Origin of the sequence: Pseudomonas marvdashtae (assembly GCF_014268655.2) — a bacterium.
GTDB classification, from domain to species: Bacteria; Pseudomonadota; Gammaproteobacteria; order Pseudomonadales; family Pseudomonadaceae; genus Aquipseudomonas; species Aquipseudomonas marvdashtae.
Map to the genome: position 1 here is coordinate 1,548,539 of NZ_JABWQX020000001.1, position 20,946 is coordinate 1,569,484.

Below are 20,946 nucleotides of genomic sequence, written 5' to 3' on the forward strand. Positions count from 1 at the left end.
AAGGAGCAGGTTATGACTGGGTCCATTGGCGTGATCATTCTTGCGGCGGGATCGGGTCGCCGTTTCCGTGAGGTTGTCGGTGCCGACAAGGATAAGTTGCTGGCGGATTGCACCGGGCGTGACGGTGCGGTGCGCTCAGTGATCGAACATGTGCTGGTCAATTTACCGTCCTCCCTGGAAAAGCGCGTGCTGGTGACCCGCAACGATCGTCCGCAGGCCATTCGCATGGCCCAGGCCTACGGGTGCGATTACGTGGAGCTGGACTCGCCCGGCCTGGGCGACAGCATTGCCGCCGGCGTCCAGGCGTGCCCGGACCTTGACGGCTGGCTGGTCGTGTTGGGCGACATGCCTTTCATTTTGCCGTCGAGCTTCGAACGGGTGGTGGCGGGGATGCGCGAGGAGGGCATCAGCGTGCCGGTGCTTGCCGGGGAGTATGGGCATCCGGTGGGATTTGGTCGCGCGTTGGGTCCGCAACTGATGGCCTTGACTGGTGATCGCGGCGCCAAGGTGCTGTTCGCCGGGGCGCACGTGGTCCAAGTGCCGGTGGACGATGCGGGTGTGACGTGGGATGTCGATGTGCCTGAGGCACTGGTTTTTAGATAACTCACTCGGTCAGATCCACTGAGGCATAAAAAAACCCCGCCTGGCATTACCAGGCGGGGTTTTTTACTGGGCGGTGGAATCAGGCGTGAGGTTTAGGCTCGTGCTCTTTTTCCAGGGCTTCAGGGTGGTGCGGTGCAACTTCTTCAGCGGACTGCTGAGGTTCGTCGATCGCCGGCTCTGCTGCGGTTTCAGCAACCGGGGCAGGGGCTTCGACGACTTCCACGGCTGGCGCCGGTTCGGCGGCAGGCGCCTGGGCAGCGGCAGCGGCGGCCTGTTCGGCTTCCTTCTGCAGACGCTCGGCTTCACGCTTGCGACGGCGCACTTCACGCGGATCGTTCGGAGCGCGGCCATTCGGAGCCAAGGCGCTGACAGGTGCAGGTGCCTCAACCGGGGCCGGAGCCTCGACAACCGCAGGAGCCTCGATCACGGGCGCAGGCTCTTCCACCGGGGCAGCTTCGACCACCGGCTCGATCACTTGCGCTTCGACGGTTTTCACTGGCTCAGGCTCGGCGACTGGCGCTGGCGCCGCGGGTTCTGCGTTCCAGTTGAACGTCGTCTGCTCTTCACGCACAGGCTCGGGTGCAACTTCCTCGGCCGGGGTTTCCTGCGCTACAGCTTCGACGGCAGGTTCGGCGACGGCCACTGGCTGCTCGACGACCGGTGCTGGCTCGGCGGCTTGGGCTTCAGGCTCGGCGTCGGGAACCGGTGCGAGTTCCACTTCTGGCGAAGCGGTGGTTTGCACTGGCGTGGTCGCTTCGACGACTGGCGCTTCAACCGGGGCATCTTCCACCGCAGCGGTGGCGCGTTCAGCCTGCTCGTGTGCCTGGGCTTCGGCCGGGGCGCTGATCGCGCTGCTGGCCACTGCCGCAGTGACGGCCAGGCCTGCGGCCAGATCCGCGCCACTTGGCGCTTCGGCGTTCTCGGCGGATTCGGACTCTTCCGAACCCTCGATCACGTTGCCATTAGCATCACGTTGACGCTCGCGGCGGTTGCTGCGACGACGCTGGCCACGGGAGCGGCGGCGTGGACGATCGCCTTCGGCGTTGTCCTGGCCGTCTTCCTGCAACTGCTCTTCGCTGTTCAGCACTTCTTCTTCGCTGGCAGCGGCTGCCTCCTCGACGCGTGGTTGACGCTCTTCACGCGGCTGACGCGGTGCGCGTTCTTCGCGAGGCTGGCGGGCCGGGCGCTCTTCAGCCGGTGCGGCGCCAGCGGCGGCGGGTGCGGCATCCAGTGGCTCACGCAGTTCGCGGACACGTTCTTCACGCTCGCCACGCGGCTTGCGGTCTTCACGCGGTGCGCGCGGCTGACGCTCTTCACGTGGTGGGCGCGGTGCGCGCTCTTCACGGGCTACGGTTGGAGTCGCTGGCGTTTCCTCGCGGGCTTCGCGTGGCTGGCGTTCTTCACGCGGCTCACGTGGCGCGCGCTCTTCACGCGGTGCACGTTCTTCGCGCGGCTTGCGCTCTTCGTCGCGACGACCGTTGCGGTTGCGGGTCTGCTGGCGACCATTGCGACGTTCTTCGTTGCGGGCTGGACGCTCGGTGGCGGCAGGCTTGGCGACAACGGCAGGGGTCGCTGGCTCTTCCTTGGTGGCGAACAGGCTGACCAGCGACTTCACCAGGCCCTTGAACAGGCTTGGTTCTGGCACGGCGGCGGGTGCGGCAACCGGGGCGGAGACTTCGCTCGGGACCGGAGCGTTGGCGCGGGCTGGGGCGGTCTTGACCGCCGCTTCCTGGCGAACCAGGGTGCGAGTGGCGGCGGCGGCCGGCTGGACTTCTTCCACTTCGGCGGCGGCAGCGGCGATTTCGTAGCTGGACTGGTTGGTGTGGGCTTCCGGGCTGTCATCGCGCAGGCGCTGCACTTCGAAGTGCGGCGTCTCGAGGTGATCGTTCGGCAGGATGACGATACGGGCACGGGTGCGCAGTTCGATCTTGGTGATCGAGTTGCGTTTTTCGTTGAGCAGGAACGCGGCCACCGGGATCGGGACCTGGGCGCGGACTTCGGCGGTGCGGTCTTTCAGGGCTTCTTCTTCGATCAGGCGCAGGATTGCCAGGGACAGCGATTCAACGTCACGGATGATGCCGGTGCCGTTGCAGCGAGGGCAAACGATGCCGCTGCTTTCACCCAGCGATGGACGCAGGCGCTGACGGGACATTTCCAGCAGGCCGAAACGCGAGATACGACCGACCTGTACGCGGGCGCGGTCGGCTTCCAGGCACTCACGGACCTTCTCTTCCACGGCGCGCTGGTTCTTGGCCGGGGTCATGTCGATGAAATCGATGACGATCAGGCCGCCAATGTCGCGCAGGCGCAACTGACGGGCGATTTCTTCAGCGGCTTCAAGGTTGGTCTGCAGGGCGGTTTCTTCGATGTCGCTGCCTTTGGTGGCGCGCGCCGAGTTGATGTCGATGGACACCAGGGCCTCGGTCGGATCGATGACGATGGAGCCGCCGGACGGCAGTTCGACGACGCGCTGGAAGGCGGTCTCGATCTGGCTTTCGATCTGGAAACGGTTGAACAGCGGAACGCTGTCTTCGTAGAGCTTGATCTTGCTCGCGTACTGCGGCATCACCTGGCGAATGAAAGTCAGGGCTTCGTCCTGGGCTTCGACGCTGTCGATCAGCACTTCGCCGATGTCCTGGCGCAGGTAGTCGCGGATGGCGCGGATGATCACGTTGCTTTCCTGGTAGATCAGGAATGGCGCGGAGCGATCCAGCGAGGCTTCTTTGATGGCGGTCCACAGCTGCAGCAGGTAATCGAGGTCCCACTGCATTTCTTCGCTGCTGCGGCCCAGGCCGGCAGTGCGCACGATCAGGCCCATGTCGGCAGGTGCGACCAGGCCGTTGAGGGCTTCGCGCAGTTCGTTGCGCTCTTCGCCTTCGATGCGGCGGGAGATACCACCGGCACGCGGGTTGTTCGGCATCAGGACCAGGTAACGGCCGGCGAGGCTGATGAAGGTGGTCAGGGCGGCGCCCTTGTTGCCACGTTCTTCTTTTTCGACCTGGACGATGACTTCCTGGCCTTCGCTCAGGACGTCCTTGATGTTGACGCGGCCTTCAGGGGCCTTCTTGAAGTATTCGCGGGAGATTTCTTTGAGGGGCAGGAAGCCGTGGCGCTCGGAGCCGAAATCGACAAAGGCAGCCTCAAGGCTTGGTTCGATGCGAGTAATCCGGCCTTTATAGATGTTGGCCTTCTTCTGCTCGCGTGCACCGGATTCGATATCCAGGTCGTAGAGGCGCTGGCCGTCTACCAGTGCAACACGCAACTCTTCGGGTTGAGTTGCGTTAATCAGCATTCTTTTCATGTAGTACCGTCGGTTTCCGGGCTGCCGGAAACGGCGTTCGGCACACACGACTTCTCACGGTCGGTGTCAGGTGCGTCCTGGCAATGGCGAGGCCATTCCAGTGTCCAGCGAGTTCGGCCCAATGATGGCGAAGTCGCGACGGACGCGTCCTGCTTGCTGGTACTCAAGCACTCAGTCAGGAGGAGGAATCAACCGGCGCCTGTGGACGAGATGAAGCGTCTAAATATAAGCCTAGTGCTACACAGTCCGACGGTTGTACATCTCCACCCTACACGTATCCCTGATAATTCGGGTGCTGCCGCGCGCAGAATCCGCAGCGGGTTGGCATTTACCGTGAGCTCCGAAAGGGGAGGTCACGCATCATGGCTAATTTAGGCGTTGTTTCCGAAGCTCTCGCTCGGGGTCGTCTTCGGCTGACTGCACTTTGTGAACTGGCCGTGAATGTGGCGCGCAATGCGAGTCAAAACTCTGCTTTGCGGCGTATTTCAGGCCTCATGTCACCTGCGCTCGTTGCACCCGTAGACTCTACCGTTACGTAGCAAAAGCCCCGTAGGACGGCCTCTCGTCCTCGTGAATTGCGTTGGTCAGGGCCGGTTTTTGACCGCTAGTCCGCTGTCCAGCCACTTTTGGCGGCGTTCGCGACTATAGCAGCAATGATTAAGTGCTTCAATTCCATAAAAAATTGTTATGATCGCCGCCATGACAACTACTGCCCCTTCGACCCCTGGCGTTCAACTGCTCGAGGTCTCGCCGGAATATGCCGGCCAACGAATCGATAATTTCCTGCTGGCCCGGCTCAAAGGCGTGCCCAAGACCTTGATCTACCGCATTTTGCGCAAAGGCGAAGTGCGGGTGAACAAAGGTCGGATCAAGCCCGAATACAAGCTCCAGGCCGGCGACGTCGTGCGCGTGCCACCGGTTCGCGTGCCCGAGCGCGATGAGCCGGTACCGCTGGCCCAGGGATTGTTGCAGCGCCTTGAAGCCTCGATCGTCTATGAAGACAAGGCGCTGATCGTGGTCAACAAGCCCGCGGGTATCGCGGTCCACGGCGGCAGCGGCCTGAGCTTCGGGGTGATCGAAGCCTTTCGTCAATTGCGTCCGGATACCAAGGAGCTGGAACTGGTCCATCGCCTGGATCGCGACACCTCCGGTCTGCTGATGATCGCCAAGAAGCGCAGCATGCTGCGGCATCTGCACGAGCAGTTGCGCGGCGATGGCGTCGACAAGCGCTACATGGCGCTGGTGCGTGGTCGTTGGGATACCTCCGTAAAGCAGGTCCGTGCGCCGTTGCTCAAGAGCAATCTGCGTTCGGGCGAGCGCATGGTGGAAGTCAACGAGGAGGGCAAGGAGGCGCTGACCGTGTTCAAGGTGCTCCGGCGCTTCGGCGACTTTGCCACCATGGTCGAAGCCAAGCCGGTCACCGGGCGGACTCACCAGATCCGTGTCCACACCCTGCATGCCGGGCATTGCATCGCCGGTGACAGCAAATACGGCGATGACGATTTCACCAAGGAAATTCGCGACCTGGGCGGCAAGCGCCTGTTTCTGCACGCCTACATGCTGACTGTGCCGCTGCCTGATGGCGGCGAGTTGAAGTTGCAGGCTCCCGTGGATGAAATGTGGGCCAAGACCGTGGAGCGGCTGAGTGCATCCTGACTACAAGCTGTTGATATTCGATTGGGACGGCACTCTGGCGAACTCCATTGGTCGGATCGTGGAGTCCATGCATATCGCGGCTGACCGTGCGGGTTTCGCGCGGCGTGACGACTATGCGGTGAAGGGCATCATCGGCCTCGGGTTGCCAGAGGCGATCCGCAGCCTCTACCCGGACATCGATGGCGATGGGTTGGTTATTTTCCGCCAGCATTACGCCGATCACTACATTGCCTTGGAGGCCGAGCCTTCGCCGCTGTTCGATGGCGTGGCGGACACGCTCCAGCTTCTGCGGGGCGAGGGCTATCGCATGGCCGTCGCGACCGGCAAGGCCAGGCGTGGGCTGGATCGGGTATTGAAAGCCCACGGTTGGGACGATTATTTCGACATCACCCGTGCTGCGGATGAAACCGCCAGCAAGCCGCATCCGCTGATGCTTGAGCAAATCCTGGCTCATTGCGGTGTGCAGGCTGGGCAGGCGCTGATGGTGGGGGACTCGTCGTTCGACCTGCAAATGGCGCGTAACGCCGGCATGAGTTCGGTGGCTGTCAGTTACGGCGCGCAGACAATCGAGGCATTGAAGGCTTTTGAGCCATGCCTGGCGATTGACCATTTTCCTGAGTTGCACGCCTGGTTGAGCCGGCGTGCCGATTAAGTTTTGACGGGGATGCATGCATGACGGATGAATGGAAGGCACCGGCCAAGGCAAGCGCCGAGAACGGTGATGATAAAAGCTGGAAGCTGCTGGAAAAGACTCTGCTGGCCAGTGTCCAGGAGCAGCGTCGTTCGCGTCGCTGGGGCATCTTCTTCAAGCTGCTGACGTTTGTTTATCTTTTCGCCGCGCTCATGCTGTTCACACCGCTGATGAGCCTGGAGAAAAGCGCCGCGGGCGGTTCGGCGTATACCGCGCTGATCGACATCGAAGGCATGATCGCCGACAAGGAGCCCGCCAGCGCGGACAACATCGTCGGTAGCCTGCGGGCAGCGTTCGAGGATCCGAAGGTCAAAGGTGTGGTGCTGCGCATCAACAGTCCGGGCGGCAGTCCGGTGCAGTCGGGTTACGTTTACGACGAAATCGTCCGCTTGCGTGGCTTGCACCCGAACATCAAGGTTTACGCGGTCATCGCCGATCTCGGTGCGTCCGGGGCCTATTACATTGCCAGTGCGGCAGACCAGATTTATGCCGACAAGGCCAGTCTGGTGGGTTCCATTGGTGTGACGGCGGCCGGTTATGGTTTTGTCGGAACCATGGAGAAGCTTGGCGTGGAGCGCCGGGTCTATACCTCTGGCGAGCATAAATCCTTCCTTGATCCGTTCCAGCCGCAAAAGCCTGAAGAAACCGCGTTCTGGCAGGGTGTGCTGGATACGACTCACAAGCAATTCATCGCCAGCGTCAAGAAAGGCCGGGGCGAGCGCCTGAAGGACAAAGAACATCCGGAGTTGTTCTCCGGTCTGGTCTGGTCGGGGGAGCAGGCGTTGCCGCTGGGCTTGATCGATGGCTTGGGCAGTGCCAGTTTCGTGGCTCGGGACGTGATCGGCGAGAAAGAGCTGGTGGATTTCACTATCGAAGAGTCGCCGTTCGATCGTTTCTCGAAAAAACTGGGTGCGAGCATTGCCGAGCATCTGGCGATGTGGATGGGCTTCCAAGGCCCGGCGTTGCGCTGATTTCTACCGAGGGTTGATGCCATCCAGTGTGGCTCAGGGGATCTGCACACCCTCGGCCAGTAACATATCCACAAGGCGAATCAGCGGCAGGCCGATCAGGCTGGTGGCGTCTGGCCCTTCAGTGCTCTTGAACAGGCTCACGCCCAGCCCCTCGGCCTTGAAGCTGCCGGCGCAGTCGTACGGCTGCTCCGCTCGCAGGTAGCGCTCGACGCGTGCCTGGTCAAGTGTCCGCATCGTCACGGTAAACGGAACGCAATCGACCTGGCAGGTGCCTGTCTGGCTGTTGAGCAGCGCCAGGCCGGTCAGGAACGTCACGCGGGCGCCGCTGGCGGCCAGTAGTTGGTCACGGGCGTTTTCGAAGGTATGGGGCTTGCCCAGGATGCGCTCGCCGAGTACGGCGACCTGGTCTGATCCGATGATCAGGTGCGCCGGATGGCTGCCGGCTAGCGCCAAGGCTTTTTCCCGGGCCAGGCGTTTTACCAGTTCGAGCGCGGATTCATCGGGGCGGCGGCTTTCGTCGATGTCCGGTGAGCTGCAGACGAACGGCAGCCCCAGGCGGGCGAGCAATTCTCGGCGGTAGACCGAGCTTGAGGCAAGTAATAAAGGCAGCATGGGTGTCTCCAGGAGGCAGGAGCGAATTCTAGCGAGGCGCGCAAGTGACGGACAGGGCTGAATTTCCTTTGACATGGCCCGGTGCATCCCTATAATGCTGCGCCTATGTTGAATGACCCGATTCCACCTCACGTTGACCCGCGCAAATTGGCTGACCGTGGCACCACCCTTCAAGGTGAACTGCTGCTGGCCGATTTGAAGAGACTCTGCGACCCGCTTTCCGACAATGTCGGTACGGTCCAGGCCAAATTCGTTTTTGAACGAGATGAACGTAAATCTGTGGTCATCCACAGCTTTATCGACACTGAAGTCAAAATGGTTTGCCAGCGTTGTCTTGAGCTGGTCACCCTGCCGATCCACAGCGAGTGCAGTTACGCCGTGGTGAAGGAGGGTGCGAATACCCAGTCGTTGCCGAAAGGTTATGACGTGCTGGAACTGGGCGAAGATCCATTGGATCTGCAGTCACTGATCGAGGAGGAGCTTCTGCTCGCCTTGCCCATTGTGCCTGCTCATCATCCGGAAGAATGCCAGCAGCCGGCGGGAGCAGGTGAGCCCGAACCGAGCGAGGACGAGGTAACGCGGTCCAACCCGTTCAGTGTATTGGCGCAGTTAAAGCGTGACCCAAACGTTTAGGAGTTAATCAATTATGGCTGTTCAGCAGAACAAAAAATCCCGCTCTGCCCGTGACATGCGCCGTTCGCACGACGCTCTCGAGGCTAGCACCCTGTCTGTAGAAAAAACCACCGGTGAAGTTCACCTGCGTCACCACGTATCGCCAGAAGGCGTATATCGTGGCCGTAAAGTGATCGACAAGGGCGCCGACGAGTAATCACTTGTCCGCTCAAGTCATCGCGATTGACGCAATGGGCGGGGACTTCGGTCCCCGCAGCATTGTCCAGGCCAGCCTTGCTTGCCTGAACGCCATGCCCTCGCTACACCTGACCCTCGTCGGTCAACCCTCTCTCCTTGAAGAAATGCTCAGCGGCCAATCGGCTGCGGATCGCGCGCGCCTATCGATTGCGCCTGCGTCCGAAGTCATCACGATGGACGAAAAGCCGGCCCAGGCCCTGCGTGGCAAGCCTGACGCTTCGATGCGGGTGGCTCTTGAGTTGTTGCGAGACGGTAAAGTCCAAGCGTGTGTCAGCGCGGGTAACACCGGTGCGCTGATGGCGCTGTCGCGCTACGTACTCAAGACCCTGCCGGGTATCGATCGCCCGGCGATGGTGGCTGCGATCCCGACCCAGCGCGGCTTCTGCCAGTTGCTGGACCTGGGCGCCAACGTCGATTGCAGCGCCGAGCACCTGTTGCAGTTTGCCGTGATGGGCTCGGTTGCGGCGCAGACCCTTGGCATCGCCCGGCCTCGCGTGGCGCTGCTCAATATCGGCACCGAAGACATCAAGGGCAACCAGCAGGTCAAGCTGGCGGCAACGTTGTTGCAGGGCGCGAGCGGAATCAACTACATCGGTTTCATCGAGGGCGACGGCTTGTACCGTGGCGAGGCCGATGTTGTGGTTTGCGACGGCTTTGTCGGCAATATCCTGCTCAAGTCCAGTGAAGGCCTGGCAACCATGATCGGCCAGCGCATTGAAGCCCTGTTCAAACAGAATCTGGCCTCGCGGGTCGTTGGCGCCCTGGCCCTGCCGTTGATGCGGCGACTGCAAGCGGACCTGGCCCCGGCGCGGCACAACGGGGCGAGTTTTCTCGGGTTGCAGGGCATCGTGATCAAGAGTCACGGTTCGGCGGGCGTGCAGGGGTTCCAAAGTGCTATCAATCGGGCGGTGATCGAGATCCAGGAGAACCTGCCGGAACGTCTTCATGGTCGCCTCGAAGATTTGTTAACTTAGGCGTTTTCGTCCGACAATGCTTAAATGTGACCGGTCGGTTCAACCCGCCATCCAACTGTCAGTTTCCTAGCGCCCCCAGGGGCGTCAATTTTTGACGACAAGATCATTAGGGGCTTTGTTTTCATGTCTGCTTCCCTCGCATTCGTCTTTCCAGGACAGGGCTCGCAGTCCCTCGGTATGTTGGCCGAGCTGGGCGCGCAATACCCGCTGGTCCTTGAAACATTCAAAGAAGCGTCCGATGCACTCGGCTACGACTTGTGGGCACTGACCCAGCAGGGGCCGGAAGAGCAACTCAATCAAACCGATAAAACCCAGCCAGCCATCCTCACCGCCTCGATCGCCTTGTGGCGCTTGTGGCTGGCTGAAGGCGGCGCGCGCCCGGCATTTGTCGCCGGTCACAGCCTGGGCGAATACAGCGCCCTCGTGGCCGCTGGCAGCCTGAGCCTGGGCGCCGCGGTGAAATTGGTGGAGCGTCGCGGCCAGTTGATGCAAGAAGCCGTTCCGGCCGGGCAGGGCGGCATGGCCGCGATCCTGGGGCTGGAAGACGCTGATGTGCTCGCTGCCTGTGCCGAAGCGGCGCAAGGCGAAGTGGTCAGCGCGGTGAACTTCAACTCCCCGGGCCAAGTGGTCATCGCCGGTGCCAAGGCCGCTGTCGAGCGCGCCATCGAGGGCTGCAAGGCCCGTGGTGCCAAGCGCGCCATGCCCTTGCCGGTCAGCGTGCCATCGCACTGCGAGCTGATGCGTCCAGCCGCCGAGCGCTTTGCCGAATCCATCGCCGCCATCGACTGGCAGGCCCCGCAGATTCCGGTGGTGCAGAATGTCAGCGCCAACGTGGCGCCGGATCTCGAGACCCTCAAGCGTGATCTGCTGGAACAACTCTACAAGCCGGTTCGCTGGGTCGAATCGGTACAGACCCTGGCAGCCAAGGGCGCGACCGAACTGGTCGAATGCGGTCCTGGCAAAGTGCTGGCAGGCCTGAACAAACGCTGCGCCGAAGGCGTGTCGACTTCCAACCTCAACACCCCAGACGCCTTCGCTGCCGCCCGTGCGGCGCAGGCCTGAACAGGAGAAGCTTGCATGAGTCTGCAAGGTAAAGTTGCACTGGTGACCGGTGCAAGCCGTGGCATCGGCCAGGCCATCGCCCTGGAACTGGGTCGTCAAGGCGCCATCGTCATCGGCACCGCGACTTCCGCTTCGGGCGCCGAGCGTATCGCCGCGACCCTGAAGGAAAACGACATCCAGGGCACCGGCCTTGAGCTGAACGTCACCAGCGACGAATCCGTTGCGGCGGTGCTGGCGAGCATTCAGGCGCAGTTCGGCGCGCCGGCGATCCTGGTCAATAATGCCGGTATCACCCGCGATAACCTGATGATGCGCATGAAAGATGACGAATGGTTCGATGTGATCGATACCAACCTGAACAGTCTGTACCGGCTGTCCAAGGGCGTTCTGCGCGGCATGACCAAGGCGCGTTGGGGTCGAATTATCAGTATCGGCTCGGTTGTGGGTGCCATGGGCAACGCAGGCCAAGTAAACTATGCTGCGGCGAAGGCCGGCCTGGAAGGTTTCAGTCGTGCGCTGGCGCGTGAAGTGGGTTCGCGCTCGATTACGGTAAACTCGGTTGCACCGGGTTTCATCGACACCGACATGACCCGTGAACTGCCAGAAGCACAGCGTGAAGCCTTGTTGACGCAGATTCCGCTGGGTCGTCTGGGGCAAGCTCAAGAAATCGCGTCGGTGGTCGCTTTTCTTGCTTCGGACGGTGCGGCATACGTGACTGGGGCTACAATCCCGGTAAACGGCGGGATGTACATGAGTTAAATGTGACGGATTGCTTCAAAAAAATGTCATACGAGCTGTCTAAAATCCGTTATAAAGCTGCAATCTATTTATAGGCGGCGGGCCCCAGGGTTCGAGGAGTGAAGCTTTCAGTTGAAAAACTGAAAAGTCTTTCTATACACTTACCCACCGGCCAGCTGCCTGAATTTGTCCATTAGGAGTGAAAACAAGGTATGAGCACCATCGAAGAGCGCGTCAAGAAAATCGTTGCCGAGCAACTGGGCGTTAAAGAAGAAGAAGTTGTGAACACCGCTTCCTTCGTTGAAGACCTGGGTGCCGACTCCCTTGACACTGTTGAGCTGGTGATGGCTCTGGAAGAGGAATTCGAGACCGAGATTCCTGACGAAGAAGCTGAGAAGATCACTACTGTACAAGCTGCTATCGACTACGTTACCAGCCACCAGGCGTAATCGTTTTTAGTCGTCGCTAGCTGTCATGGAAAAACCGCACTGCCATTTCGGCGTGCGGTTTTTTCTTTAGGCCTGATGCAAAGTCGTCATTAGAAAAAGGAGAGTGCTGTGTCGCGTAGACGCGTCGTAGTCACCGGTATGGGTATGTTGTCGCCACTGGGCACGGATGTGCCGAGCAGCTGGCAAGGCATTCTGGCTGGCCGCAGTGGCATTGGTCTGATCGAACACACCGACCTTTCTGCCTATTCCACCCGTTTTGGCGGCTCGGTGAAGGGCTTCAATGTCGAGGAATACCTGTCGGTCAAGGAAGCTCGAAAGCTTGACCTGTTCATTCAATACGGCTTGGCAGCCGGATTCCAGGCGGTGCGCAATGCCGGGCTGGAAGTCACCGACGCCAACCGTGAGCGCATCGGCGTGGCCATGGGTTCGGGTATTGGCGGCTTGACCAATATCGAAGAAACCAGCCGCACGCTGCATGATTCGGGGCCGCGACGGATTTCTCCGTTCTTCGTGCCGGGCTCGATCATCAATATGATTTCCGGTTTCCTGTCCATCCACCTGGGTGCACAAGGGCCTAACTACGCCATTGCCACAGCGTGTACCACGGGTACCCACTGCATCGGTATGGCCGCGCGCAACATCATGTACGACGAAGCTGACGTGATGATCGCCGGCGGCGCCGAAATGGCCGCTTGCGGCCTGGGCATGGGCGGTTTCGGCGCGTCCCGTGCGCTGTCGACCCGCAACGATGAGCCGGCCCGCGCCAGTCGTCCATGGGACAAGGGCCGCGATGGCTTCGTGTTGTCGGACGGTGCCGGTGCGCTGGTTCTCGAAGAGCTGGAGCACGCCAAGGCGCGCGGCGCGACCATCTATGCCGAACTGATCGGATTTGGCACCAGCGGCGATGCGTATCACATGACGTCGCCGCCGGCCGATGGTGCCGGTGCTGCCCGTTGCATCACCAACGCCCTGCGGGATGCGAAGCTCAACGGCGAACAGGTGCAGTACATCAACGCCCATGGCACTTCGACCCCGGCCGGCGACTTGGCCGAAGCCCAGGCGATCAAGACTGTGTTCGGCGACCACGCCTACAAGCTGGCTGTCAGCTCTACCAAGTCGATGACCGGTCACCTGCTGGGTGCGGCAGGGGCAGTGGAAGCGATCTTCAGCGTGCTGGCGATCAATAGCCAGGTGGCGCCGCCGACCATCAACCTCGATGAGCCAGACGAGGGTTGCGACTTGGACTTCGTGCCGCATACGGCCCGTAGCATGGACATCGATGTGGTGTTGTCCAACTCCTTCGGCTTCGGCGGAACCAACGGCTCGCTGGTGTTCCGCCGGTTCGCCGGTTGATGGAAAGCTGGGTCGACGGTCAGACGGCTGACGTCCTGTCGCTGAAAGATCGCGGCCTGGCTTACGGCGATGGTGTGTTCGAAACCATCGCTGTGCGTGACGGCAAGCTCGTTTTGCTGGAGCGTCACTTGCAACGCCTCGCGCTGGGGTGCCAACGGTTGGCATTCAATCTCGACTGGACCTTACTGAACGACGAGCTGCAAGCCTATGCGCAACAGCTTGGCGAAGGCGTGATGAAACTCATCGTGACCCGAGGCGACAGTCAGCGGGGCTATGCCGCGAGCCCCTTGGCCCAGGCTCGACGCATTTTGCAAGGCAGCCCACCGGCCGCCTATCCGGCGGCCCATGTCGAGCAAGGTATTCAGCTGTTTCCCTGCGCAACACGCCTGTGCGAACAACCTTTGCTCGCCGGCCTCAAGCATCTCAATCGCCTTGAGCAGGTGCTGGCCCGGGCCGAGTGGAGCGACACCGAGCATGCCGAAGGCTTGATGCTCGACACGTCCGGTCGGGTGATCGAAGGCGTCTTCAGCAACCTGTTCCTGGTGCGTGATGGCGTATTGTTCACGGCGGACCTTAGCCGTTGTGGTGTGGCCGGTGTGATGCGCGCGGAATTATTGTTTCAAGCCAAGTCCCAGGGCATCGCCACGCAAATCACCGATATCCGCCTCGAACAGCTGCACCAGGCCGACGAAGTCTTTGTCTGCAACAGCGTGTACGGCGTGTGGCCGGTACGCGGATGCGGTTCGACGCGCTGGTCGGTTGGCCCGCTCACCCGTAAACTGCAGTCCCTTGCCCGTACGCTATTGGATGCTTGATTCGTGAGACGTAAATTCTTGTTGCTGCTAGAGACCGGACTGGTTCTGGCGGGGCTGTTGTTGGGCGCTTCGGCCTGGAAAATTCATTCAGCTTTGCAGCAGCCGTTGAACATCGCCCAGGAAGAACTGCTCGACGTGCCCAACGGGACCACGCCGACCGGCACCTTCAATCGTCTCGAAGCTGATGGCCTGATAAAGGATGCATTCTGGTTGCGGGTCTATTGGCGTTTCAATCTCGCCGGCCAGCCGTTGCATTCCGGTGAATACCGGATGACGCCGGGGATGACCATGGAAGGCCTGATCGGTGTCTGGAAGCGCGGCGAAGTGGTGCAGTACAGCGTGACGCTGGTAGAGGGGTGGAACTTCCGTCAGGTTCGCGCTGCGCTGGCCAAGGCTGAAAAGCTCGAGCAAACCGTTGCCGGCCTGAGCGACAGCCAGGTGATGGAGCGTCTTGGCCATTCCGGGGTATTTCCCGAGGGCCGGTTCTTTCCGGATACCTATCGATTCGTGCGCGGTACGTCGGACGTCGACCTGCTGAAAAAAGCCTACGATCGGCTCGAAGACGTGCTTGCCAAAGAGTGGGCGCAACGCGCCGCCGACGTCCCTTACACCCAGCCCTACCAAGCGCTGATCATGGCCTCCCTGATTGAAAAGGAAACCGGCGTGCCCCAGGAGCGCGACCAGATTGCCGGAGTATTCGTGCGCCGCCTGCGCCTTGGCATGCTGTTGCAGACCGATCCCACCGTGATCTATGGCTTGGGGGAGCGCTACACCGGTAAGCTCACCCGGGCCCATTTGAAAGAACCGAATCCCTACAATACGTACCTCGTTCCAGGCTTGCCGCCAACGCCCATTGCGATGGTTGGGCGCGAGGCGATTCATGCGGCATTGAACCCGGCCGACGGCAACAGCCTTTACTTTGTCGCGCGCGGCGATGGCAGCCACGTCTTTTCCGATGACCTGGAGACGCACAATAACGCGGTGCGCGAATATCAGCTCAAGCGCCGTGCCGACTATCGCTCCAGCCCGGCTCCAGCTGCGCCGGAAGATTCAGCGCCGATTCCCGCCGCATCGCCTGATACCGCGCCCGAAGCCGTGCCTCAGGTGCCGCCGCAGGAACCTGCCCCTGAACCGAACGCCAGCGAGCCGCCGAGCCCGCAATGACACTGAATTAAGGATCGCCCGTGACTGGCTTGTTTATAACGCTGGAAGGCCCCGAAGGCGCCGGCAAGAGCACCAACCGCGAATACCTGGCCGAACGCCTGCGGGCATCGGGCGTCGAGGTCGTGTTGACGCGTGAGCCGGGCGGTACGCCGTTGGCCGAGCGGATTCGCGAGGTCCTGCTGGCACCTGCCGACGAAGTCATGAACGCCGATACGGAACTGCTGTTGGTGTTCGCAGCCCGGGCACAGCACCTGGCGGAAGTGATTCGCCCGGCGCTGGCCCGTGGTGCCGTTGTGCTGTGTGATCGGTTTACCGATTCGACCTACGCGTACCAGGGCGGAGGCCGAGGCTTGTCACTTGAACGTATCGCTGCGCTGGAGTCTTTCGTCCAGGGCGACCTGCGACCTGACCTGACCCTGGTTTTCGACCTGCCGGTGGAAATCGGCCTGGCCCGCGCCAGTGCTCGCGGTCGCCTGGATCGCTTCGAGCTTGAAGGTCAGGCGTTCTTCAATGCCGTGCGCAATGCTTTCCTGGGCCGCGCCAAGGCCGATCCTGCGCGTTACTTGTTGATCGACGCCGCTCAGCCGCTGACGCAAGTCCAGCAGTCATTGGACAGCTTGCTGCCGCGTTTGCTGGAGCGTACCCGTGGCTGAAGCCTATCCCTGGCAGGACGGCCTGTGGCAACAGTTGGCCGGTCGTTCGCAACACGCCCATGCCTATCTGTTGCACGGCCCGGCCGGTATCGGCAAGCGAGCCCTTGCCGAGCGCCTGATGGCCAGCTTGTTGTGCCAGGCTCCGACGGCCTTGAACGCCTGCGGTGAATGCAAGTCGTGCATGCTGCTCAGGGCCGGCAGTCATCCTGACAACTATGTGCTGGAGCCGGAAGAGGCGGACAAGGCGATCAAGGTCGACCAGGTCCGCGACCTGGTCAGTTTCGTGGTCCAGACCGCGCAGATGGGCGGGCGCAAAGTGGTGTTGATCGAGCCGGTCGAGTCGATGAACATCAACGCCGCGAACGCGCTGCTCAAGAGCCTCGAAGAGCCTTCCGGCGATACGGTGCTGTTGCTGGTCAGCCACCAGCCTAGCCGTCTGCTGCCAACCATCAAGAGCCGTTGCGTGCAGCAGGCCTGTCCGTTGCCCAGCGAGGCGATCAGCCTGCAATGGCTGGGCCAGGCGTTGCCTGAGAGCACCGATGAAGAACGTGTCGAACTGCTGACCCTGGCCGCCGGTTCACCGCTTGCCGCCGTCAGCCTCCAGGCCCAGGGCGTGCGCGAGCAGCGGGCGCTGGTGGTGGACGGCGTGAAGAAACTGCTCAAGCAGCAACAATCTCCGACGCAACTGGCCGAGGGGTGGAACGCCATTCCCTTGCTGCTGTTGTTTGATTGGTTCTGCGACTGGTCGAGCCTGGTCCTGCGTTATCAGCTCACCGAGGACGAGGCAGGCCTGGGGCTGGCAGACATGCGCAAGGTGATCCAATACCTGGCGCAAAAAAGCAGCCAGGACAAAATCTTGAACATTCAGGACTGGATCCTTGCCCAACGTCAGAAGGTGCTGAGCAAGGCCAACCTCAATCGCGTGTTGCTGCTGGAGGCACTGTTGGTGCAATGGGCGAGTTTGCCTGGTCGTAACTGACAGAGAGCGCCTAGACTCAGCTCAATTGCAGCGGAGATCAGCATGAACGAACCTGTCAGTCCCGGGCCACGCAATGGCATCTTGTCCCTGACCATCAAGGACAAGTCGGTGCTTTACGCCGCCTACATGCCCTTCATCAAGAACGGCGGCCTGTTCATTCCCACCAACAAGAATTATCGCTTGGGCGATGAGGTGTTCATGCTGTTGAGCCTGATGGACGAGCCGGAGAAAATCCCGGTTGCCGGCAAGGTGATCTGGATGACGCCCAAAGGCGCCCAGGGCAATCGGGCCGCTGGCGTCGGCGTGCAATTCAATGAAGGCGACAACTCCGCCCGCAGTCAGATCGAAACCCACCTGGCCGGAACCCTCAAGTCCGACCGTCCCACCCATACGATGTAGCCTGGCCTCTTATGCTTGTAGACTCTCATTGCCACCTCGATCGCCTCGACCTTGTCGCCCATGGCGGCTCCCTGGACGCTGCGCTGGATGCCGCACGCCAACGGGGCGTCGGCCACTTCCTGTGCATTGGCGTCAGCGCCGACAATGCGGCCGACGTCAAAGTCCTGGCTGAACGTTACGAAGACGTCGATTGCTCAGTCGGTATCCACCCGCTGGATGTTCAGCCCGGTGCTGCGCCGGCCCTGGACTGGCTGCTGCGTGAGCTGGACCATCCCCGGGTGGTCGCCATCGGCGAGACCGGCCTCGACTATCACTACGAGCCGGAGGCCGCCGACGTTCAGCAGGCTTCGTTCCGTCTACACTTGGAGGCCGCGCAACAGACGGGCAAGCCAGTGATCATTCATACCCGCGGTGCCCGGGCCGATACCTTGGCCCTGTTGCAAGAGGCGGCGTTGCCCCAGGCCGGCGTGCTGCATTGTTTCACCGAGGACTGGGACATGGCCAAGGCCGCGCTGGACATGGGTTATTACATTTCCCTGTCCGGGATTGTCACGTTTCGCAATGCCGATGCCCTGCGCGATGTTGCAAGCAAGGTGCCGGCCGATCGCTTGCTGGTGGAAACGGACTCGCCTTACCTGGCTCCGATACCGTATCGCGGCAAGCCGAACCTTCCGCAATACGTACGGGAGGTGGCGGAGTTCCTGGCGATGTTGCGCGGCGAGTCCTACGAGCGGTTCGCCCAGCAGACCACGGAGAATTTCAAGCGGCTGTTTCCCTTGGCCCATGTCCGTTCGGTACGGGCTTGAATCGCAGGCAAAAAAAACCCGGGTTCTGGGGGGTGAATCCGGGTTAAGACCATTAGGAGTAAAACAAAGGCACGCGGTCCGTTGGTACCTTTATCGGCGCGTCACTTGGGGGAGATGTCGCGCCGACAGTTCAAGTATTGATCACTATGGCGACGCGTCCAGTTTGGCCGCTTTGGTTTTTAAACAAATTTGGAATACGTTCGCTTCGGATAGGTTCTCACCGTCACCCAAGCCTGCCAGTACGGTGCGGGTGGTGGCGTACATGGGGGAGTCGGGTTCGCACGGTTTTTAGAAGAACTGCCGCCAAGAGCGGATGATCCGTGCATTTTTGCGTAAGTTAGGCATAATACCCGGCTTCGAATTTTGACCCTTCAGACCTTTTTCTTATGCATAAAGAACCCCGTAAGGTCCGTGAGTTTCGTCGCCGCGAGCAGGAAATTCTCGACACCGCGCTCAAGTTGTTCCTCGACCAGGGCGAAGACAGCGTCACCGTCGAGATGATTGCGGATGCCGTGGGTATCGGCAAAGGCACGATTTATAAGCACTTCAAATCCAAGGCGGAGATTTACCTGCGCTTGATGCTCGATTACGAGCGCGATTTGAACGAGCTGTTGCATTCGGCCGATGTGGACAAAGACAAGGAGGCCCTGTCCCGGGCCTACTTCGAGTTCCGCATGCGTGACCCCCAACGTTACCGCTTGTTCGACCGTCTCGAAGAGAAAGTGGTCAAGGGCAACCAGGTGCCGGAAATGGTCGAGGAACTGCACAAGATCCGTGCCTCGAATTTCGAACGCCTGACCCTGCTGATCAAAGGCCGGATCAGCGAAGGCAAGCTCGAAGACGTGCCGCCTTATTTCCACTACTGCGCTGCTTGGGCATTGGTGCACGGCGCGGTGGCGCTGTATCACTCGCCGTTCTGGAGCAATGTGTTGGAAGATCAGGAAGGTTTCTTCCAGTTCCTGATGGATATCGGCGTGCGCATGGGCAACAAGCGCAAGCGCGATACGGATACACCGAGCAGTTGAGGCATTCAGCTGTTTAATTGCGCCATGTCCGCTTACATGGCGTGGCGCCCCAGGAATATACTCGGGCTGGGGTCTTGCGGAAATTTGATTTCTAAGTCAAGTTTTGCGGACCCGATTTTTCTTTCGCCGGAGTGATCCATGATCGTTGATCGTCAAGGCAGGCGTTTTCGCAATTTGCGGATCAGCCTGACTTCAGCCTGCAATTACGCCTGTACCTACTGCGTGCCTGATGGCAAGCGGCTGGTGGCTGCGCAGGATGAGCTGTCGGCCGAGGCGATGGCGCGGGGCGTGGCATACCTGATCGAAGCTGCCGGCATCGAGCGGTTGCGCATCACCGGAGGCGAGCCGCTGGTCAGTCCCAAGCTTGAGCGCTTCATGACGGCGGTTGGGCAGATGGGGCTGGACGACATCAGCCTGACCACCAACGGTCAATTGCTGGCAAAAAAGCTGCCTTTGCTGGTGAGTGCCGGCATCCGCCGAATCAACGTTTCCCTCGACACCCTCGATGCTGGCGCGTTTCGCAGCATCGCCCGGGGTGGCGACCTGGCGGCCGTGCTGGACGGCATGGAGCAAGCCCGGGCGGCGGGGATGAAAATCAAGGTCAACATGGTGCCGTTGCGCGGGCAGAACCTCGATCAGGTGATGCCGTTGCTGGAGTACTGCCTCGAGCGTGGCTATGAGTTGCGTTTCATCGAGTTGATGCGCATGGGTCACTTGGCCAAGGACTCGAATGCGTTCCTCCAGCAGTTCGTCAGCCTCCAGCAACTGCTGAGCCTGATTGGCGACCAATACGAATACCTGCAGGCCGATGCGCCGGTGGATGCCACCGCAGTGCGTTATGAGATTCCGGGGCTGGGGCACTTTGGCGTGATCGCCAACGAAAGCGTGCCGTTCTGCCGTACCTGTTCGCGGCTGCGGCTGTCTTCGACGGGGTGGTTGCACGGCTGCCTGTCGTCGAGCAATCGTCATTTTGTCGGCGATCTGCTGGACAAACCCCGCCATCAGGCGCTGCCAGCGCTTCAGCGCTTGCTGGTCAAGGCGCTGGGAGATAAGCAGGAAGTGGCATTCTCCGGCGGTGCAACCATCATGAAAATCATCGGCGGCTGATCGGGTATTCCGAGGCAATAAAATCCCACCATTCTGCGAGCTGGCGCAAAAGCTGCATCCCGTGGCCATTCGCCGGTTTTCCGTCACCGGTCTTTGGAGGGTAGGATGCGTAGCCTGTTTTCGCTGCTGGCCGTTTTGGCGCTGGGTGGCTGCATGAATGTCAGCGACATGGGGGAGGGCGTTCGTTATCACATGAGCGATGCCGGCCTGTTGGACCATAGCGACAGTCGTCGCGTGAACAACCTGCGCATCCAGCCGGATTCCTTTATCTATATCGCCCAGGGGGCGTTCGCTCCGCCAGGCAGCGCCTATCCGCGTCCCAACGTCGTGGCTGAAGAAGCCTTCAACGGTTTCGTTGAATATTTCCCCATGGTTCGTCGCGCCCGGGTCCCCGAAGGGCTTGACCAGGCTATGGGCGAAGCGCGTGCCGCCGGCGCCCATTATTTGCTGTATACCCGATTCGCCAAGGCGGACAACCGCATCGGCACTACCGACGAATGGCTGGATGAAGAGGCCGTGGATCGCCTCGGCGTCGATACCGGCGTGATTCAGATCATGTTGATCGAGACCAGCACCCAGTATTTGATTGATACTGCACGTATCAAGAGCCGTGGCGGTTTGCTGACGTTGCACGACAAGCAGCCACAAGACCTCATCGCCGCGCCGCTGCGTGAGTATGCCCGCAGCCTGCTGGGGATGAGCGACGAATAAACAGAAG

At 60.9% G+C, this 20,946-nt stretch carries 22 protein-coding genes; 20 read left to right on the forward strand and 2 right to left on the reverse strand.

Annotated features, from left to right (window positions below; all coding sequences use genetic code 11):
• Positions 1-12 precede the first annotated feature (12 nt).
• On the forward strand, positions 13-603 hold the full coding sequence (locus HU742_RS07180) for a nucleotidyltransferase family protein (protein ID WP_186645076.1): 591 nt from the start codon (positions 13-15) through the stop codon (positions 601-603).
• Between the two features lie 79 nt (positions 604-682).
• Here HU742_RS07180 and rne read toward each other — a convergent pair whose 3' ends face one another.
• Positions 683-3,904: a ribonuclease E gene (gene rne, locus HU742_RS07185; protein WP_186645075.1), complete on the reverse strand. Its 3,222-nt coding sequence runs from the start codon at positions 3,902-3,904 to the stop codon at positions 683-685.
• Positions 3,905-4,603: 699 nt separating this feature from the next.
• Here rne and rluC point away from each other — a divergent pair.
• Genes rluC through HU742_RS07200 form a run of 3 tightly spaced genes read left to right on the forward strand, consistent with a single transcriptional unit; the run spans position 4,604 to position 7,222 of the window.
• Entirely contained in the window at positions 4,604-5,560 is a 957-nt protein-coding gene (gene rluC / locus HU742_RS07190) for a 23S rRNA pseudouridine(955/2504/2580) synthase RluC (protein WP_186640813.1), read from the forward strand.
• The gene (locus HU742_RS07195; RefSeq protein ID WP_186645074.1) at positions 5,550-6,212 is read left to right on the forward strand and encodes an HAD-IIIA family hydrolase; all 663 of its coding nucleotides are present in this window, start codon (positions 5,550-5,552) and stop codon (positions 6,210-6,212) included. The genes rluC and HU742_RS07195 overlap by 11 nt, the downstream gene beginning before the upstream one ends.
• A gap of 20 nt (positions 6,213-6,232) precedes the next feature.
• Positions 6,233-7,222 carry a S49 family peptidase gene (locus tag HU742_RS07200; RefSeq protein WP_186640810.1) on the forward strand — a complete coding sequence of 330 codons (990 nt, stop codon included), beginning with the start codon at positions 6,233-6,235 and terminating at the stop codon, positions 7,220-7,222.
• Between the two features lie 33 nt (positions 7,223-7,255).
• Here the strand turns inward: HU742_RS07200 and HU742_RS07205 are convergent, their stop codons facing one another.
• On the reverse strand, positions 7,256-7,834 hold the full coding sequence (locus HU742_RS07205; RefSeq protein ID WP_186640809.1) for a Maf family protein: 579 nt from the start codon (positions 7,832-7,834) through the stop codon (positions 7,256-7,258).
• Positions 7,835-7,939: 105 nt separating this feature from the next.
• Between HU742_RS07205 and HU742_RS07210 the strand changes: the two genes are divergently transcribed.
• The 16 genes from HU742_RS07210 to HU742_RS07285 all read left to right on the forward strand — a co-directional run bounded on the left by HU742_RS07210 (position 7,940) and on the right by HU742_RS07285 (position 20,939).
• Positions 7,940-8,467 carry a YceD family protein gene (locus HU742_RS07210; protein WP_186640808.1) on the forward strand — a complete coding sequence of 176 codons (528 nt, stop codon included), beginning with the start codon at positions 7,940-7,942 and terminating at the stop codon, positions 8,465-8,467.
• A gap of 13 nt (positions 8,468-8,480) precedes the next feature.
• Positions 8,481-8,663 carry a 50S ribosomal protein L32 gene (rpmF, locus tag HU742_RS07215; RefSeq protein ID WP_003179396.1) on the forward strand — a complete coding sequence of 61 codons (183 nt, stop codon included), beginning with the start codon at positions 8,481-8,483 and terminating at the stop codon, positions 8,661-8,663.
• Between the two features lie 4 nt (positions 8,664-8,667).
• Complete coding sequence (gene plsX / locus HU742_RS07220; RefSeq protein WP_186640807.1) at positions 8,668-9,678, forward strand: phosphate acyltransferase PlsX; 1,011 nt, start codon at positions 8,668-8,670, stop codon at positions 9,676-9,678.
• A 123-nt stretch (positions 9,679-9,801) separates the two neighbouring features.
• Positions 9,802-10,740 (forward strand): ACP S-malonyltransferase, encoded by a 939-nt coding sequence (gene fabD, locus HU742_RS07225; protein ID WP_186640806.1) that lies wholly within the window; start codon positions 9,802-9,804, stop codon positions 10,738-10,740.
• A gap of 15 nt (positions 10,741-10,755) precedes the next feature.
• Positions 10,756-11,499 carry a 3-oxoacyl-ACP reductase FabG gene (gene fabG / locus HU742_RS07230; RefSeq protein ID WP_186640805.1) on the forward strand — a complete coding sequence of 248 codons (744 nt, stop codon included), beginning with the start codon at positions 10,756-10,758 and terminating at the stop codon, positions 11,497-11,499.
• A 191-nt stretch (positions 11,500-11,690) separates the two neighbouring features.
• On the forward strand, positions 11,691-11,927 hold the full coding sequence (gene acpP / locus HU742_RS07235) for an acyl carrier protein (protein WP_003175607.1): 237 nt from the start codon (positions 11,691-11,693) through the stop codon (positions 11,925-11,927).
• A 108-nt stretch (positions 11,928-12,035) separates the two neighbouring features.
• Complete coding sequence (gene fabF / locus HU742_RS07240; RefSeq protein WP_186611518.1) at positions 12,036-13,280, forward strand: beta-ketoacyl-ACP synthase II; 1,245 nt, start codon at positions 12,036-12,038, stop codon at positions 13,278-13,280.
• Positions 13,280-14,095 (forward strand): aminodeoxychorismate lyase, encoded by an 816-nt coding sequence (gene pabC, locus HU742_RS07245; RefSeq protein ID WP_186640804.1) that lies wholly within the window; start codon positions 13,280-13,282, stop codon positions 14,093-14,095. Before fabF ends, pabC begins: the two co-directional genes overlap by 1 nt.
• A 3-nt stretch (positions 14,096-14,098) precedes the next feature.
• Entirely contained in the window at positions 14,099-15,259 is a 1,161-nt protein-coding gene (mltG, locus tag HU742_RS07250; protein ID WP_186645072.1) for an endolytic transglycosylase MltG, read from the forward strand.
• Positions 15,260-15,279: 20 nt separating this feature from the next.
• On the forward strand, positions 15,280-15,912 hold the full coding sequence (gene tmk, locus HU742_RS07255) for a dTMP kinase (protein WP_186611515.1): 633 nt from the start codon (positions 15,280-15,282) through the stop codon (positions 15,910-15,912).
• Positions 15,905-16,891 (forward strand): DNA polymerase III subunit delta', encoded by a 987-nt coding sequence (locus HU742_RS07260; protein ID WP_186640802.1) that lies wholly within the window; start codon positions 15,905-15,907, stop codon positions 16,889-16,891. Before tmk ends, HU742_RS07260 begins: the two co-directional genes overlap by 8 nt.
• Positions 16,892-16,933: 42 nt before the next feature.
• Positions 16,934-17,290, forward strand: a complete 357-nt coding sequence (locus tag HU742_RS07265) for a PilZ domain-containing protein (RefSeq protein WP_186640799.1) — start codon at positions 16,934-16,936, stop codon at positions 17,288-17,290.
• Between the two features lie 11 nt (positions 17,291-17,301).
• Entirely contained in the window at positions 17,302-18,096 is a 795-nt protein-coding gene (locus HU742_RS07270) for a TatD family hydrolase (RefSeq protein WP_186640797.1), read from the forward strand.
• Between the two features lie 386 nt (positions 18,097-18,482).
• Positions 18,483-19,121 (forward strand): TetR/AcrR family transcriptional regulator, encoded by a 639-nt coding sequence (locus HU742_RS07275; protein WP_186611511.1) that lies wholly within the window; start codon positions 18,483-18,485, stop codon positions 19,119-19,121.
• Between the two features lie 138 nt (positions 19,122-19,259).
• Positions 19,260-20,228 (forward strand): GTP 3',8-cyclase MoaA, encoded by a 969-nt coding sequence (locus HU742_RS07280; protein WP_186640793.1) that lies wholly within the window; start codon positions 19,260-19,262, stop codon positions 20,226-20,228.
• 105 nt (positions 20,229-20,333) lie between these two features.
• Positions 20,334-20,939: a DUF4823 domain-containing protein gene (locus HU742_RS07285; protein WP_186611509.1), complete on the forward strand. Its 606-nt coding sequence runs from the start codon at positions 20,334-20,336 to the stop codon at positions 20,937-20,939.
• The last annotated feature ends 7 nt before the right edge of the window (positions 20,940-20,946 follow it).